Annotated in this window: 17 protein-coding genes; 12 read left to right on the top strand and 5 right to left on the bottom strand. The window is 40.7% G+C overall.

Annotated features, from left to right (window positions below):
- Positions 1 to 100 precede the first annotated feature (100 nt).
- The 7 genes from ABFY19_RS13620 to ABFY19_RS13590 all read left to right on the top strand — a co-directional run bounded on the left by ABFY19_RS13620 (position 101) and on the right by ABFY19_RS13590 (position 7,234).
- On the top strand, positions 101 to 679 hold the full coding sequence (locus ABFY19_RS13620) for a hypothetical protein (protein ID WP_418791199.1): 579 nt from the start codon (positions 101 to 103) through the stop codon (positions 677 to 679).
- Positions 680 to 888: 209 nt separating this feature from the next.
- Positions 889 to 1,773 (top strand): peptidase MA family metallohydrolase, encoded by an 885-nt coding sequence (locus ABFY19_RS13615; protein ID WP_418791198.1) that lies wholly within the window; start codon positions 889 to 891, stop codon positions 1,771 to 1,773.
- A 176-nt stretch (positions 1,774 to 1,949) separates the two neighbouring features.
- Positions 1,950 to 3,200, top strand: a complete 1,251-nt coding sequence (gene murA, locus ABFY19_RS13610) for a UDP-N-acetylglucosamine 1-carboxyvinyltransferase (protein ID WP_418791197.1) — start codon at positions 1,950 to 1,952, stop codon at positions 3,198 to 3,200.
- A gap of 112 nt (positions 3,201 to 3,312) precedes the next feature.
- Complete coding sequence (locus ABFY19_RS13605) at positions 3,313 to 4,593, top strand: methyl-accepting chemotaxis protein (RefSeq protein ID WP_418791196.1); 1,281 nt, start codon at positions 3,313 to 3,315, stop codon at positions 4,591 to 4,593.
- A 61-nt stretch (positions 4,594 to 4,654) separates the two neighbouring features.
- Positions 4,655 to 5,284 carry a class I SAM-dependent methyltransferase gene (locus tag ABFY19_RS13600; RefSeq protein WP_418791195.1) on the top strand — a complete coding sequence of 210 codons (630 nt, stop codon included), beginning with the start codon at positions 4,655 to 4,657 and terminating at the stop codon, positions 5,282 to 5,284.
- A gap of 19 nt (positions 5,285 to 5,303) precedes the next feature.
- Positions 5,304 to 6,095 carry an MBL fold metallo-hydrolase gene (locus ABFY19_RS13595; protein ID WP_418791194.1) on the top strand — a complete coding sequence of 264 codons (792 nt, stop codon included), beginning with the start codon at positions 5,304 to 5,306 and terminating at the stop codon, positions 6,093 to 6,095.
- 14 nt (positions 6,096 to 6,109) lie between these two features.
- Positions 6,110 to 7,234, top strand: coding sequence for a S1C family serine protease (locus ABFY19_RS13590; RefSeq protein ID WP_418791193.1), 1,125 nt, complete (start codon positions 6,110 to 6,112; stop codon positions 7,232 to 7,234).
- A gap of 18 nt (positions 7,235 to 7,252) precedes the next feature.
- Here ABFY19_RS13590 and ABFY19_RS13585 read toward each other — a convergent pair whose 3' ends face one another.
- The 4 genes from ABFY19_RS13585 to ABFY19_RS13570 form a co-directional block, all read right to left on the bottom strand.
- A complete protein-coding gene (locus ABFY19_RS13585; RefSeq protein WP_418791192.1) occupies positions 7,253 to 8,011 on the bottom strand; it encodes a LytR/AlgR family response regulator transcription factor in 759 nt (252 codons plus the stop codon).
- Positions 8,012 to 8,095: 84 nt separating this feature from the next.
- Positions 8,096 to 8,230, bottom strand: coding sequence for an AgrD family cyclic lactone autoinducer peptide (locus ABFY19_RS13580; protein ID WP_418791191.1), 135 nt, complete (start codon positions 8,228 to 8,230; stop codon positions 8,096 to 8,098).
- A 12-nt stretch (positions 8,231 to 8,242) separates the two neighbouring features.
- Entirely contained in the window at positions 8,243 to 8,887 is a 645-nt protein-coding gene (locus tag ABFY19_RS13575) for an accessory gene regulator ArgB-like protein (protein WP_418791190.1), read from the bottom strand.
- Between the two features lie 12 nt (positions 8,888 to 8,899).
- Positions 8,900 to 9,721: a sensor histidine kinase gene (locus ABFY19_RS13570; RefSeq protein ID WP_418791189.1), complete on the bottom strand. Its 822-nt coding sequence runs from the start codon at positions 9,719 to 9,721 to the stop codon at positions 8,900 to 8,902.
- A 49-nt stretch (positions 9,722 to 9,770) separates the two neighbouring features.
- On the opposite strand from ABFY19_RS13570, the gene ABFY19_RS13565 reads away from it, so the two are divergent.
- From ABFY19_RS13565 to ABFY19_RS13545, 5 genes are all read left to right on the top strand, one after another.
- A complete protein-coding gene (locus ABFY19_RS13565; protein ID WP_418791188.1) occupies positions 9,771 to 9,974 on the top strand; it encodes a hypothetical protein in 204 nt (67 codons plus the stop codon).
- Positions 9,975 to 10,565: 591 nt separating this feature from the next.
- Positions 10,566 to 11,045 carry a 23S rRNA (pseudouridine(1915)-N(3))-methyltransferase RlmH gene (gene rlmH, locus ABFY19_RS13560; RefSeq protein ID WP_418791187.1) on the top strand — a complete coding sequence of 160 codons (480 nt, stop codon included), beginning with the start codon at positions 10,566 to 10,568 and terminating at the stop codon, positions 11,043 to 11,045.
- A gap of 144 nt (positions 11,046 to 11,189) precedes the next feature.
- Positions 11,190 to 13,127, top strand: a complete 1,938-nt coding sequence (abc-f, locus tag ABFY19_RS13555; protein WP_418791186.1) for a ribosomal protection-like ABC-F family protein — start codon at positions 11,190 to 11,192, stop codon at positions 13,125 to 13,127.
- A 15-nt stretch (positions 13,128 to 13,142) separates the two neighbouring features.
- Positions 13,143 to 13,847, top strand: a complete 705-nt coding sequence (locus tag ABFY19_RS13550) for a futalosine hydrolase (protein WP_418791185.1) — start codon at positions 13,143 to 13,145, stop codon at positions 13,845 to 13,847.
- Entirely contained in the window at positions 13,844 to 14,686 is an 843-nt protein-coding gene (locus ABFY19_RS13545; RefSeq protein ID WP_418791184.1) for a 1,4-dihydroxy-6-naphthoate synthase, read from the top strand. Before ABFY19_RS13550 ends, ABFY19_RS13545 begins: the two co-directional genes overlap by 4 nt.
- Positions 14,687 to 14,693: 7 nt before the next feature.
- Here the strand turns inward: ABFY19_RS13545 and ABFY19_RS13540 are convergent, their stop codons facing one another.
- Entirely contained in the window at positions 14,694 to 15,599 is a 906-nt protein-coding gene (locus tag ABFY19_RS13540) for an RluA family pseudouridine synthase (RefSeq protein ID WP_418791183.1), read from the bottom strand.
- Between the last annotated feature and the right edge of the window lie 62 nt (positions 15,600 to 15,661).

Below are 15,661 nucleotides of genomic sequence, written 5' to 3'. Positions count from 1 at the left end.
TTTAAAATGGGTTTGTTACCGGTGTTTTTACCTTTTAATGGGCTGTTGGCTATGTTATAATTATATTCTGGAAAACAACCTTATAAAGGAGGAAATAAAAATGGCGTTTATGAATGCTAGAAAGCGTAACAAGAAAATAATTATCATTTTTGTAGTGTTGATTTCCGTAGGACTTCTTGGAACCACTCTTCCAATGGGATTTTCTTATATTGGAGAATATATTAATAATGATCAAGATGCTGTGGAATTATCGGGTTCTACTGAAGATATAGCGGTCCAAAATTACCTGCAAGGTGTGAAGCTGATGCAGGAGGGAAAAGCTGAGGATGCCAGCGAAAAGTTTGCATCTGCTGCTAAAGGTTTTGAAAAAGTATTGGAATCTGACCCAAGGAATTTACCTGTATTAGGTGACTTGGCGACGACATATTTTTATTTTGGAAATGTAGATAAGGCTTGCTATTTTGCGGAAAAGGCCCTGGAAATTGAACCTAAGTATACTACGGTAAGGTTAAATTATGCCCGATACCTGTTTTATGGCAAAAATGATGCTGATAATGCAATAAAACAGATAGAGCAGATTGCAGAAAACGATACTTATTATGCTAATGCACAACAGTTGAAACAGGAAATTGAAAGCATGAATAATTCACGGCCATCATTATCTGATACCCAACCTTAACCGTATTTTGGAAGGGAAGAATACTATTTTTAAAGAGAAGGTGCCGGTTTTTAGCTGACTGACAGCGATATGCTGTTGCAGCGGACCGGCCCTCTTTTATTGGAGTAAGCATTTCTAGTTATTTCCGGTGGGTTTATCTGTCTTACATCTGTATAATGAAAACAAAGCTATAAACAGAGATAGACAAGACCAAACCGGAGGGATGAGTCATGGATAATTTTACATTGTCTGCCATGAGCTCGGGCCTTGTGCTGCAAAAATTGGGAAAATTACTGTTTGTTGCGGTCATGTTGTCGATGGTTTTTTTTGTTATTCAGCCTGCTGCGGCCAAATCACAAGCATATAAAATCTTTAGAGAGCTATCCAGATATAAGATGATATGGCTGACCCGGGATTGGGATGAAATTCAAGGTTCAAAATTTATAGTTCGTTATACTCCTCAGGATAGCAGTATTGCTGCAATGGTTTTCGAATCTGCGGAGAAGAGCTATGAGCCAGTTATCAGAAATTTTTCCGGCCAATACAAAGGGAAGATACTGGTGGTAATTTATCCCAATAAGGAGTCGCTGGGACGAAGCTTTGGTTGGGCTTCTGATGAAAGCGCTATGGGAGTTTACTGGGCTGGTGTGATAAGAGTGTTGTCACCAAGCATTTGGATAAAAGAGAATGACCCGGAAATGCTAAAAGAGGTATTTTATAATGAGGGTCCTCTGGCCCATGAACTTACGCATCTGCTGGTTGACTATGAGACCGGTGGCAACTATACGCGTTGGTTCACTGAAGGGATAGCCCAATATATTGAAGTAAAAGTTACCGGTTACAGGATTGACTACCGGAGCATAGATGATTATGACGAACTGTATTCACTATCTCAAATGGACAGAAATTTTGACAGTCTCTATGACCAGAACCTGGCATATATACAATCATTAATGGCAATTAATTGCTTGGTAGAATATTATGGTGAGAAAAGTTTGTGGGATATTTTGAGAAAGCTGGGTCAAGGACAGTCAATGGAATTTGCTTTTAAGAATGTTCTTGGAGTATCTATGGAACAGTTTGAAAGAGATTTTAACCAGTGGGTAATAAAATAACGGTCCTGGTACGAACTATTTACGTCGTGCCGGGGTTTAGTATTGAGTGCAGGAAGAGGTAAAATCTAGAAAAACACTATATGCAGGAATAATAAATTTCATATAGAATATACAATAAATGTGGGTTTTATGACTAAAATGATTGATTTATGGTATATGCCTGGGGAGGTTAAAAGGTGCAAAAACTGTACATAAAAGGTGGCAAGTCATTAAAAGGGACTGTTAGAATAAGTGGAGCAAAAAATGCTGCATTAGCCATAATAAGTGCTTCATTGCTGGCACAAGAAACTGTTTGTTTAGACAATATTCCTGACATAACAGATGTTAATGTATTGCTTGATATTGTAGCAAATTTAGGTGTAGAGGTAGTGCGTAAGGGACCTGATTCTGTCGAAATTACGACACCTGATCGTATATCAACTATAACTCCTTACCGAGAAGTTAAAAAGTTAAGGGCATCCAACCTTCTCTTAGGACCATTGCTGGCGCGATTCTGTAATGCAGAAATTGCGCTCCCGGGTGGATGTAATATAGGAAGCAGGCCAATGGACCTGCACATTAAGGGTTTTGAGGCCCTCGGGGCAGCTCTGAGCCTTGAGCATGGGTTCATTAAGGGCTGCTGCAGTCGTTTAACAGGGTCAAAAATATATCTTGACTTTCCCAGTGTTGGCGCTACTGAAAACATTATGATGGCAGCTGTTTTATCCAAGGGGCAGACGGTTCTGGAAAACGTAGCTAAAGAGCCGGAAATAGTGGATTTAGCTAACTTTCTAAACAGCTTAGGGGCTAAAATCCGGGGAGCCGGAACTGATGTGATTAAAATTGACGGGGTAGACCAGTTGGGGGGGGGCCGCTATTCGGTAATTCCTGATCGTATTGAGGCAGGGACTTTTATGGTTGCTGCAGCGGCTACGCATGGAAACGTAACTATTGAAAACATCATTTCTACCCATGTGGAACCACTGATTGCAAAGCTTCGGGAGGCAAATGTTGAGGTGCTTGAAGAGGATGAAATTATCCGGGTTATTGCTCGGGAGGAACTTCGGCCTATTGACATAAAAACATTACCTTATCCTGGATTTCCTACAGACATGCAGTCCCAGGTGATGGCTATGCTGACAGTTGTTAAAGGTACTAGTGTTATTGTAGAAAATGTTTTTGAAAACAGGCTCCAGGTAGCTGATGAGTTTAAGCGAATGGGGGCTAAAATAAAAGTTGAAGGACGTACTGCGGTAATTCAGGGTGTCCAGCGGCTTCAGGGTGCACAAGTCAAGGCATCTGATCTGCGCGCCGGAGCAGCTCTTATTGTGGCCGGCCTTATTGCTGATGGCGATACGGAAATCTGCAATACATTTTATATTGACCGGGGTTATGAAAAAATTGAACAAAAACTAATTTCTATAGGTGCAGATATTAGCAGGATTTAAAAGAGCCGCAATCTCTTGGGTTTTTTGCCAAAATTTTATAGGGTGCTAGCAGGAAAATGAGCAAGTCAAGACGAAGTATAAAATAGCTAAATTTGTCTAAGGATGTGTTATTATGTCAAAAAGGCAAGATTTTAAGATAAAGCCACTGGTTCAGCTTGGCATAATATTTATCAGCATTACAGGTGGCGGCACACTTATTTGGACTGCTTTCCTGCTTTTTTATTTCCAAGCTACACCTGATGAAATTAAGGCTTTATTTATGTGGGTGGCACCAATAGGAATTGCATTTGGTTTAGTGTTGTTATTGTTAGTTAACCGTATGCTAGTGAAGATATTTGAGATTTTTTTGGATGTCATCAGTAAGGTTGCTGATAAGGACTTGACTCAGAAAATAGATTTTCCTACTAATGATGTGTTTGGGCGAATGGCTAAAGCTTTTAATAAAATGGTTGAAGATATCAGGCAGACTATTAGACAGAATAAGGAGACAGCACATCTTGTGGCTTCTGAGGCTAACGAGGTTTCTATTGCGATTGATCAGGCTACAGCTTCTGTTCAGCAAATATCGGCTGCGATTCAACAAATAGTGGGAGGTACTCAGGGACAGGCTTACCAGTTAAATGAAACGCTTCAGATTACCCGTGAGCTGTCTACTGCAGTACAGCAGATAGCAGCTAATTCCCAGGCTGCACACACTGCTTCACTTAACGCATCTGATCTTGCTGAAAAAGGAGCTGGAGAAGTCGAAAAGGCTGTTGTGATGATGAATACAATTTCAGATACAGTGGCCAATTCTGTACAGGTGGTTAAAACTCTTAATGAAAGGTCGGAGCAAATCGATGATATTGTTAATGTCATCACCTCTTTTGCAGATCAGACTAATCTCCTTGCATTAAATGCTGCTATAGAGGCTGCCAGGGCTGGTGAACATGGTCGAGGGTTTGCCGTGGTTGCCGATGAAGTCAGGAAACTGGCTGAAGGTTCAGCAAAGGCAGCACAGCAAATTGGTGAATTGATTAAGGAAATTCAGCAAGAGACTTCTACCGCTGTGAATGCAATGGTTATTGGCAGTAACGAGGTAGAAGAAGGTGTTGTTGTTGCATCTCAGGCCCAGACAGCATTAAGTGAAATTGTTGAAACTGTTAATAAGACAGTACGGATGGTGCAGGAAATTTCCACTGCTGCTCAGCAGCAGTCCAAAGGGATTACCCAGGTGGTTCAGTCAATAGATAAAATCAGTAATATTGCTCACCAAGTGTCTGTGGCTACCCAGCAGGTTTCTGCTTCAACTCAGCAGCAAACCAATACTAACGAACAAGTTAATGCCAATGCTTCAAGGATGGCTCAGTTTGCGGAAGAGCTTAAGCAGCGTATTGGCAAGTTCACAGTTTAAAATATTTTTATACTCCAAAGCCATGGGCAAATCCATGGCTTTTTAATATGTAGGTGTTAATATGGGCTATTACACATCGGAAACAGTAGTAATGTTTAATGGAAAAACATTCAAGATCAATGTTGTCGAAGATGTTGATTATCTTTTGGATTTAGTAAAAACTGATGATGATGTTCCTTTTTGGGCTGTGCTATGGCCTGCTGCACTAGGAATGGCGGAGTATTTTTGGGAAAATACTGTTTTTGATGGAAAACGGGTTTTGGAGCTTGGTGCCGGATTAGGTTTGGTTGGTATAGTGGCAGCTGCTAAAGGTGCTGAAGTTGTACAGACAGATTTTATTCCTGAAGCATTGCAGCTGGCAAAGCAAAATGCCAGGATTAATGACATAAATAACATCCAATATGTTTTGTCAGATTGGAGAAAATTTTTATTGGATGAACAATTTGATATAATTGTTGGCTCCGATATTCTTTATGAACCTACACTGCATCCTTTTCTTAAAGACATTTTTAAAAACAACCTAAAGCCCGGAGGAGTTATTATTCTTGCCGACCCGGGCAGGGGTGATGCCAAAAGGTTTATTGACATACTTCAAAACGAAGGTTATCATACTTATACGGTTACTAAAGAAGTATTTGAGACCGGGCGCAAGATTAATGTATCAATTTATTTTATGAAAAACATTTTATGAAAAATAGCGGAGGTTAATTATGCGGGTCTGTACTTTAGCCAGCGGAAGCTCCGGAAACTCTACATATGTTGAGAGTAATGAGGGTTCTGTCCTGGTAGATGCCGGACTAAGCGGGAAAGCTATAAAACATGGCCTCGAGACTATAGGTGTTGACCCTCTAGACTTAGATGGGATAATGATTACCCATGAACATCTGGACCATATTAAGGGTGCTGGTGTCTTGTCCCGAAGGTATGACCTAAAAATATACGCTACAGAGAAAACGTGGCAGCAGCTGCTCCCAACAGTAGGGAATATTGAGGAATGCAATAGGATGGTTCTTCGAAGTGAGGATTATCTGGAAATTGAAGACCTTAAAATTGAGTGTTTTGAGACATCACATGATGCTGCAGAACCAATTGGTTATTGTTTTTACGGTAGCAGTATGAAGGTTGGAATAACAACTGACACAGGATTATTAACCGGTCAGGCACGAAAACATGTGGAGGGCTCAGACTTATTAATATTTGAGGCCAATCATGACCTTAAAATGCTTAAAAACGGCTGTTACCCCTGGAATGTTAAGCAGAGGATTTTAGGTGACAGGGGTCATTTGTCTAATATAGCGGCAGGACACTGTTTAGCTTCTCTTATAAGCGGGAAGACTAATAAAATAATTTTAGCTCATCTCAGCAAGGATAATAATACTCCTGAGCTGGCCTTTAAAACAGTTGCCGATGTCTTGCGAGAATCAGGTATTACCGTAGGGCAAGACCTTGTTATGGAAGTAGCTCCGAGGTTAGAACCGGGAATAGTCTGGGATATGTTATAAAGGAGAGGTTGCTCATGTATAATGATGACCGTGATTTTTATGTGGGACAACATCGCCCAAGGTTGATATCATATTTGGGTACTGCATTTATTGGGGCGTTAATCGGAGGTATGATTGTTGCTTTTGTGATGGTGAGCTTTGTTGCAAACACTACCCCAAAATCAAACCTCCAAGACAAACAAGCACCCATTCAGACAGATATGACAGGAGAGTATGTGGTAGTCAGAATTGCGGAGGAACTTGGACCAACAGTTGTGGGAATAAGCAACCGCGTTGATGTTTCGTCTTTTTTTTATAATCAGCAGGTGGAACAGGGAACAGGTTCAGGAGTTATATTTAATGAGGCGGGTTATATTGTAACCAATTATCATGTGATTCAGGATTCAGACCAATTGGTTGTTACACTTTCAACCGGTGAGCAGGTACCGGGTAAGCTGGTTGGCACCGACACGAGGACGGATTTAGCTGTTATTAAAATAAACGAAACAGGCTTGAAAACTGCAGAATTTGGTGATTCTGACAAAATTAAGGTTGGGGAACTGGCCGTGGCAATAGGGAATCCCCTTGGCGAGGAATTAGCCAGTACTGTGACAACAGGTGTCATTAGTGCTGTGAACAGGACAGTTGATGTTGATGAACAGAGATTTCAGTTGATTCAGACTGATGCTGCAATAAATCCCGGAAATAGTGGGGGGGCCTTGGTCAACTCAAAAGGAAAAGTAATAGGAATCAATAGTGTAAAAATTGTTGACATTAATATTGAAGGCCTTAATTTTGCTATTCCGAGCAATACGGTAAAGCCTATTGTTGAATCAATAATTAAAAATGGGAAGGTTATCCGCCCATGGATCGGGATAATAGGGGGAAATGTAAATCCGTCATTGAAGGATCGTTTTAAACTTTCGGTTAATACAGGAGTATTTGTTAGTGAGCTGCCTCCAGAAGGACCGGCTGCTAAAGCCGGTATTCAAAGGGGAGATGTAATGATCTCGTTTGACGGGCAGGACATCAAGGACTTCGGGGATTTGCGCACATATGTGGATAAGAGCAAAATAGGAGATGAAGTGGCGCTTATCATAATGCGCGGTATAGATAAAAAAAGTATCAAAGTGAAGCTGGAACAAATGCCTGAGGAATAATTTAAAATATACAAGAGGTTATTCTGAACCAACATCCAGCATTTCGTACAGCATTTTTACTTTTGACCTGCTCATTAGGGCATCATTGTGAGTGTTAATAAACTTAACCAGGTATGAGTTATCCCCCCAGGGCAGTATTTTTTCTACCATCTTCAGGTTTATCAGGTAACACTTATGGGACCTGAAGAAATTCGTGGGATTTAATCTTTTTTCAAGTTCATTTATCGGCTCATGTGTTTCATACTTGCCGTTTACAGTATGAATCACTGTTTTTTTTCGCTCTTTTTCCATGAAATATATTGAATCTGCATCAATGAAGTGAAGCTCATACCCACACTTTACATATAGCTTGTCAGTTTTCTTAAAAATGTTAAACAGTTCTTGCAGATTCATTTCACGTTCTTTTAAGAACCCGCGAATTTTTTCCAGGGTTTTTTGAATCCGGTCTTCGGTATATGGTTTAAGGATATAATCAAAGGAAGAAACTTCAAATGCCTCAACGGCAAAATCCGGATGCCCGGTGACAAAAACAACCAGCAAGTCTTCATTATGCTCTAAGAGGGTTTTAACTGCTTCCATGCCATTAATTTTTGGCATTTCTATATCAACAAAGATAACCTGGGGCATGTGTTTTTTGCAAAGGTTGATAAGGTCACGGCCGTCTTCAGCTTCGGCAGATACTATAAAATCATCATGCTTTTCAAGAATGTTTTTTAAAAATTTTCGGTTACTGGGCTGGTCTTCAGCAATAATTACTTTTATAGGTTTTTGGGACATATTTTGGAAAATCTCCTTTCAACTGTTAATAAGGGTAGGTTGTCCTACCCTTATTAACAATGTTTGATTGCTTTTCAGTTTGAATTACTTTTTCAGTTGTTGTGGAGCTTCCGGCTGGTAGTTAAAAACCCAGGAATAAGTAATAGCACCAGCTGAAGCGATTAGGGAAATAAGTGTAATGGCTGTCAGTACAAAAACGGAGTTGAATTTTTTGAACATGTTTTCACCTCCTTACTGTATTCCCAATTGGCATAACCCCTTGTCAACCGCGCTAATGAGTTTATGTCCCAATGGGGTAATCATCAAAGTTTGCCAATAAATGCCAAGTGCGGTGGAAATGATAATTTTCGAATATATATCCTGATTGTTGATAATCAGATTGACGGCAAAAATGGTGATTAGCCAGACAGCAAGAAAAATAAAGCTGAACTTTGTTACAGTATTTATCGGGTCAGAAGAGCTGTTTGAATAATTGACACTGTACCCGGGACCATACTTGTCCAGGGTCACTACCAAAAATATTGATGCCAAAAAGGCAATTAATATTAGATTAGTTACATTCATCAAGGCTGCCAAGTAACCGGCCAGGTAAGCGAGGCAGACATATGCAATGAGAGATACAACCAGGCAGCGCAGACTTGAAGAGCAGTGCTGTCCGCCTGTTAGAACCCTAAGGGGGATAGAGGTGCAAAATAAAAGTAACATTGGCAGCAGCAAATCCAGAAAATGTGCGGTTATAATAAATACTAGCAATTTAATGGTTTCCCCGATGACTAATTCAAGTCCATATGTAAGTATAGGAACCTGTTCCGGTTTTCCGGCCCTTTCAGCAAGGTAAAGACCGGCTTTTTCAGCTAAACTATGGACTGTTATCATAATCAGTACCCCTTACTTAACCGGAATAACAACAGAGAAGCTCGTCCCCTTTTCTTCTGAGCTGTTGACGATTATTTCTCCCCCGATTTGATCCACCAGTTGCTTGACAACCGCCAGCCCCAGCCCGCTGTGATTTTCCTTTGTTGTGTAATTTGGTTCAAAGAGCTTGTCAAATTCCGAGGAATTTATTAAAGGCCGTGGGTTAACAACCTCAAAAACAAAAACAAAGGCGATTTTTTTGAGACTGACTGCTACGTTCCGAAATTCTATTGGTTCATCTGATACTGCCTCCATGGCGTTATCTATAAGATTACCAAAAATTTTAACGATTTCGTAAGGTTTAAGTTTCAGGCCGTCAAGCGGAGTATCCTGCTTGACATCCAGAGTGATGCAGAGCCTTTCGGCAATTGTTCTTTTGGTATTGAATAAAGCACTGAGAACGGGGTCCTTTAATTTGATTGTTTTACTGACACTCTGAATTTCCCCGAGGAGGTTTTCCATATAGCTTTTGGCTTCCTGGAGTTGGTCATTTTCCAGCATAGAATACATTACTTGAACATGATGTATGAAATCATGCCTCTGTCCCCGTATAGTGGTAAACAGTTTGTTAATATTGTCAATAAAAGCGTCCTGAGTTTCGGCTATTGTTTCCTGCTCAGATAGTGTAAATAACCTTTTTACCAGAAATAGTGATATTAAGGGGACGATAAATAAAAATAAACCGGTAATTCTGGTAAATACAGTACTGTTGAATAAGGGAAATATTTGATAATCCTGATTTAATATTATTAAGTGCATAATTCCAGCGAGAAAAGCCTGGATTATAACCAACATTATAAGTGCTAAATTTATTTTGCTGCTTGTGGTTTTGGGATAAAAGAAGGTGTTTGCATTAAGCAAGGAAATACGCTTTTTCAATAAAAAGATTAATGATAAACTCATTAGCGAAAGAGAAAACCAGCCGGTAATAAGACGGAATGATGTATGTGAAAAAATTTCATTTACAGGCATATTAAAAACGAGAGATGCCAGGGGAAATGTAATAATTTCCATTAAAGCTATAACAATGAATCCTGTAAAAATGTAAAAAAAGGATTTGATAAAGGAAATTTTAAGATATCTTGAGGTTAACAGTATAAAAATGGGAATTTGAATTAATGCGTTTATACCGAATTTTAGTTCAGGCAGTGCCCGGACAATGTATGTAACTATTGCTAAGGATACGCCTAACAAGAATATCCGAAAAAAGTTTTCTTTAACCTTATACCCGTATATAGCACCAGCTAATGAAATCAAAATGATACTTTCGGGGATGGAGTATAAAAGCAGAATAATTATCGGCATTTTTTCCATATGATGTTTGCCACTCCCTTGTCTTGTTTATTCTATAATTTAAATGCAGCTCCTTTTCAAAGGGCATGAAATGCGGTTATTGTGGAATGAAATACGGGTTTTGCGGGTTAACCTGTAAAATAACCGCCCACCCATAAGGGAGTAATGCTCGCCATGTGCAAAATAACACAAAGTTAAGGCTAAAGGAGCTTATCCCCCATAAATGATATTTTATTCTACATAAACAGATGAAATCCTTGCATCTTTAAGCATTTATTGTTATATATAGGGGGATATGTATTATTGAAACCATGTCGGTGATTGGAAGAAAGGAGATATTTATTGAATGAATATAGAGATTATTGCTGTCGGTAAAGTGAAAGAAAACTATATTTCTGAGGGGCTGAAGGAGTTTTTGAAGAGAATGAAGCCTTTTGCCGTTGTAGAGATAAAGGAAGTTCCTGATGAGAGAGCCCCCGAAGGGCTGAGCGACAGGGAGGCCGAGCAGGTTAAAGCCAGGGAAGGAGAACGGTTATTGAGGCTGATAAAACCGGGGCAGGTCGTTATAGTTCTTGACAGCAAAGGGAGGAATATTTCTTCAGAGGAGCTGGCTGAAGAAATAAGCCGTTGGGGCCTGAGGGGTAAAAGTGATTTGCTTTTTATTATCGGGGGATCTCTGGGCCTGCATTGTGATGTTATTAACAGGGCGGAAATGGTGCTGTCATTTGGAAAAATGACATTTCCACATCAATTGATGAGATTGCTCTTGTTGGAGCAAATTTACCGGGCATTTAAGATAAACAGGGGTGAACCGTACCATAAGTAATTGCTTGTCAAGGAAGCTAAAATGTATTAGATTGAACACAAGGCAAGATTGAACGGTGTACAAAATTAACGGGCTATCTGAGAATAAGCACAATGTCTGATTGAAATCTTCTGATACATATTATCTTGTGAGGGAATAATTATCATGAGTTTATTAGTACTTGAAAACATTGTAAAAGAATATAGGAGCCAATGTGTATTAAATGGTGTTAGTTTAAGGGTCGAAAGAGGAGAAAGAGTAGCTTTGGTAGGCCCTAACGGCACAGGGAAAACCACTCTGATTAAAATTGCCATGGGCCTTGAAAATAAAGATAGCGGAACTGTGTCCATAGCACGAAATATTAAGGTGGGGTATCTCAGTCAAGATTTGCAGGATATTCACGATGATGAACGAACAACAGAAACAATAGTCCACTATAAAAAAGTTTCTGAAATGGAAAAGAGACTTAGAGAGCTGGAACATCAAATGGCTGAGAGCAATAAGAATTTGAATGAAGGCTCATATAAAAGATTGATGGACGAGTATTCAAGAGTTTTGACAAAATACGAGGCTATGGATGGTTACACAATTGAAACTAAAATACGAAAGATACTGATTGGCTTGGGCTTGCGTAAGGAAACACTGAACACTCCGCTGAACAGGCTTAGCGGAGGAGAAAAAATGCGTGTTTCGGTTGCCAGGATTCTTTTGGAGGAGCCTGACCTCTTATTTCTGGATGAACCGACAAATCATCTTGATATCCGAGCCACTGAATGGTTTGAGGGCTTCCTTAAAAAATTTAAAGGAGGGATACTGTTTATTTCCCATGACAGGTATTTCCTTGACCGAGTTGCCACCAGAATCGCCGAGCTTGAAGATGGCGGTATTTGTATAAGGAGCGGAAATTATTCAAATTATCTTCATCATAAAACCCAGCTTCATCAGTTTATATTAAATGAGCAGAAACGATTAAGATGGACAATAAGAAATGCAAATGAAACTGCACAGGGACTTAAGAGCAGGGGTAATATAAAGGCTGCAAAAAGCAGGGAAAAGGAAATAAAAAAGCTAAATAAAGAACTAAAAACAAGCTTGGAAACAGTTAAAAACCAGGAACATCTTTACAGGGCACACGGCCCTAAAATAAAATTTAAAAAGGTCAGGCATGTTAGTAAGGACATTGCTTGGGCCGATAACCTAAAGAAAAGCTTTGGAGATGTGACACTATTTTCCGGTGCTGGGTTTCATTTAATGGGGGGAGAAAGAATCGGCATCATCGGCCCTAACGGGTGTGGAAAAACGACACTTATTAATATGCTCCTGGGAAAAGATAAAGAGTATGAAGGTTACCTCAGACTGGGTGAATGGGTGAAATATTCCTATATGGGACAGGAAGTATTATTTGAGAATGATGAAATTTCAATGCTGCAGCTTATTTTAATGCAAAAAGAAATGCAGGAAAGAGAAGCCAGGGACTATTTAGCAGGGTTTCAATTTTACGGAGATGAGGTTAATAAAAAAATTGAGGTTTTAAGTGGCGGAGAACGTGTCCGGTTGTATCTTGCTTGTGTTATGCTGGAGGATGCAGACTGTCTGATTCTGGATGAACCGACAAATCATCTTGATATGCCGGCCAGAAATGCGGTTGAAGCGGCATTAAAGGAATTTAAAGGTACAATTATTGCAGTTACCCATGACAGATATTATCTAACAAATTGTGTGGGAAAAATACTTGAAATCGAAAACGGGAAGATAACTACCTATGAAGGAAATTACGAGTTCTATAAAAAGATTAAATTTGGAATTGATGAGGACACTGAAGAACATAAGTTATTTAAGCAGGGCCCGGTCATAAATAAGAATTCCAATAAAAGTTCAAATAATAAAAATTATAAAAACATAAAGACTGATAAGAATGGGAGCAGTAATAAAAATAAAAACCTTGAACGTGAGAGACATCAGATTGAAGCTCAAATAATTGTTCTTGAAGCAAAAATCAAAGAGATGGAAAGTTTGTTTGACAAGGCAACTTCTCCGGAGGAATACAAAGAATATGATGAATTATTAAGAGAGGTTGACAGGCTGTACAGTGAGTGGAATTAATAAAGGAGAAATTGTATGAGAATTACTTTAGGGAAGGAAACCCTGCATACTCTGAGACCAAGTGAATTTAACAGGCGTATTCTGGTTATGACTGCTGTTTCGGCAGAGATGGAGGCGGTGCTGCGAGGGTTGGGTGATGAAAAAAGATTTGATGTTTCTTTAGCCGGTGTTGGTTCCGCAGCGGCCGCGGCTAATACGGCTAAAGCACTTGCAAAGGCGCACTATGAGTATGACCTGGTAGTAAGTGCCGGTATAGGCGGAGGATTTCCCGGCATTGCTGAGGTGGGTTCCCTGGTAGTAGCCAGTAAAGTTGTAGCTGCAGACTTGGGAGTAGAGACAGAAGAAGGGTTTACTGGCTTGGATGAGCTGGGTTTAGGACAGATTTGTTTTCAGGTTGATACCAACCTGGCATATCAGGTGCAAGAGGCTTTCTGTTCCGCCGGACTGGCAGTTAGCATAGGTCCTGTACTGACAGTATCTACTGTGACTGGGACGAATGCCGGAGCAATAGAACTGGCCCGAAGGATACCGGGAGCTGCAGCTGAGGCCATGGAGGGGTATGGAGTAGCAGTGGCGGCAGCGGATTGCGACATTCCCATGTTGGAGATTCGTGCCATATCAAATTTGGTCGGACCACGGGACTTAACCAAATGGCGGGTCAAAGAGGCCCTGAATATTTTGGAAGCGGCGGGGTCAGTATTAAGGGAGGTGTTACTATGAAAATAGCATTTTCTCCTTGCCCTAACGATACCTTTATTTTTCATGCTTGGGTGTATGGATTAATAAAAGGTGCACCGAAGCTAGAGGTCACTTATGCAGATATTGACGTTACGAACAGCCTTGCAGCTGATACAGGCGGGCCTGATGTTATCAAGATTTCATATGCAGCTTTGCCATGGGTATTATCGGAATATGCGCTGCTGCCTTGCGGCGGAGCATTGGGGAGAGGCTGTGGGCCGTTGCTATTGACATCAGACAAGCTTGATACTGCTTGTGATCCTAAGATGCTGGCCGGACGGAGGGTGGCGGTTCCAAGTGAACGGTCAACCGCTTACTTATTGTTCCGCCTGTGGGCGGCGCAAAAAATTCCCGGAGGTGTAGGCGAAATAATTGTTATGCCCTTTCATGAGATTATGCCGGCAGTACGTGATGGCTCTGTTGATGCCGGGCTGGTGATTCACGAAGCCCGTTTTACTTATCATATGTATAAACTAACACTTATGGTTGATCTGGGCAGATGGTGGGAAGAAGATACCGGCTTGCCGATACCGCTGGGAGCGATTGTTGCCCGCAGGTCATTGGATTTAACTGCTGTTACCGGTTGGATTCGTGATTCGGTTAGATATGCCTGGGCACATCCGGAGGCATCCAGGGACTATGTTTTAAGCCATGCCCAGGAAATGTCCCCTGAAGTGGTTCAGGCCCATATTAAGCTTTATGTGAACCAATTTAGTGAGAATTTAGGGGAGACAGGCTATCAGGCAGTAATCTCATTGCTGAGTAGGGCATCAGAAGCAGGTCTTGTCCCGGATGCGACACTGCAGAAGCTTCGTTGGTGAATTTTAGTTATTGTTGCAATGATTTGGCAAAGAACTCAACAACCTGGCTAAAGTCCTCAGGGATAGGAGCCGTTACTGTGACTTCGTTTTTATCACTTAGACTGATGAAATTGACGGAAAAGGCATGTAAGGCCTGTCTGTTAATATAGGGAGAGACTCTGCCATACATGCGGTCTCCGATAACGGGGTGTCCCAGATGGGATAAATGGACGCGAATTTGGTGGGTTCTCCCAGTTTCCAGATTTAATTCTAAGAGGGAAGCCATTTCAAAGCTGCGGATTGTCTGATAGTGAGTAACGGCATAATCCCCTTTTTTGTTTACAGTCCGCCTGTTAGGCCGGCTGGGATGAGGTCCAATGGGAGCATCTATCGTTCCTGAAGAAGGAGAAACCGTTCCTTGAACCAAAGCCCAATAAGCACGTTTTAAATCCCCGGTTTTTAGTTGCTGTTCCATGACAGACTGGCTGTGAGAATCCTTAGCAAAAATAACACAGCCCGAAGTATCCCTGTCCAGCCTGTGTACCGGTCGAATAGTGCTCATTATGCTTCGTTGTTTCAGGTGACAAGCCAGGAAATTTGCCAGTGTGCCGCTGTTTGTCTGACCGGCTGGGTGAACCAGTTGATATGCGGGCTTATTTAACACCATCAAGTGATCATCTTCATATAGTATATCGATGATTCCTTGTTCCGGCTGGGCCCCGAATGTTATATCTTCGAGATCAAGGACACTTATGGTATCTTTAGCTTTCAGCTTTTTTTGCAGGTACACTGTTTTACCATTAAGCAGGATTCCTTTTTTTCGGGTCAGTTTTTGAACTTTTCGACCGGAATACTGTAAAATTTGTTTTAAATAATTCTCTACAGTAAACCCGTTATGTTGTTCCGATACAGTATATTTATTAAATGTTTTCACGGATTTAAGCTCCTTCCTGCTAACCGGGTTACTGATGTATTCGGGTTATATTAGTGCAATGA

Source organism: Phosphitispora sp. TUW77, from assembly GCF_048453025.1.
GTDB lineage: Bacteria > Bacillota > Thermincolia > Thermincolales > UBA2595 > Phosphitispora.
This window is presented reverse-complemented; position numbering and strand designations above follow the sequence as displayed.

Bases quoted from the DNA above. Each gene is read 5' to 3' on its own strand.
- ABFY19_RS13620 (WP_418791199.1), top strand. From the start codon at position 101: ATGGCGTTTATGAATGCTAGAAAGCGTAACAAGAAAATAATTATCATT.
- ABFY19_RS13615 (WP_418791198.1), top strand. From the start codon at position 889: ATGGATAATTTTACATTGTCTGCCATGAGCTCGGGCCTTGTGCTGCAA.
- ABFY19_RS13605 (WP_418791196.1), top strand. From the start codon at position 3,313: ATGTCAAAAAGGCAAGATTTTAAGATAAAGCCACTGGTTCAGCTTGGC.
- ABFY19_RS13600 (WP_418791195.1), top strand. From the start codon at position 4,655: ATGGGCTATTACACATCGGAAACAGTAGTAATGTTTAATGGAAAAACA.
- ABFY19_RS13595 (WP_418791194.1), top strand. From the start codon at position 5,304: ATGCGGGTCTGTACTTTAGCCAGCGGAAGCTCCGGAAACTCTACATAT.
- ABFY19_RS13590 (WP_418791193.1), top strand. From the start codon at position 6,110: ATGTATAATGATGACCGTGATTTTTATGTGGGACAACATCGCCCAAGG.
- ABFY19_RS13585 (WP_418791192.1), bottom strand. From the start codon at position 8,011: ATGTCCCAAAAACCTATAAAAGTAATTATTGCTGAAGACCAGCCCAGT.
- ABFY19_RS13580 (WP_418791191.1), bottom strand. From the start codon at position 8,230: ATGTTCAAAAAATTCAACTCCGTTTTTGTACTGACAGCCATTACACTT.
- ABFY19_RS13575 (WP_418791190.1), bottom strand. From the start codon at position 8,887: ATGATAACAGTCCATAGTTTAGCTGAAAAAGCCGGTCTTTACCTTGCT.
- ABFY19_RS13570 (WP_418791189.1), bottom strand. From the start codon at position 9,721: ATGTTGGTTATAATCCAGGCTTTTCTCGCTGGAATTATGCACTTAATA.
- rlmH (WP_418791187.1), top strand. From the start codon at position 10,566: ATGAATATAGAGATTATTGCTGTCGGTAAAGTGAAAGAAAACTATATT.
- abc-f (WP_418791186.1), top strand. From the start codon at position 11,190: ATGAGTTTATTAGTACTTGAAAACATTGTAAAAGAATATAGGAGCCAA.
- ABFY19_RS13550 (WP_418791185.1), top strand. From the start codon at position 13,143: ATGAGAATTACTTTAGGGAAGGAAACCCTGCATACTCTGAGACCAAGT.
- ABFY19_RS13545 (WP_418791184.1), top strand. From the start codon at position 13,844: ATGAAAATAGCATTTTCTCCTTGCCCTAACGATACCTTTATTTTTCAT.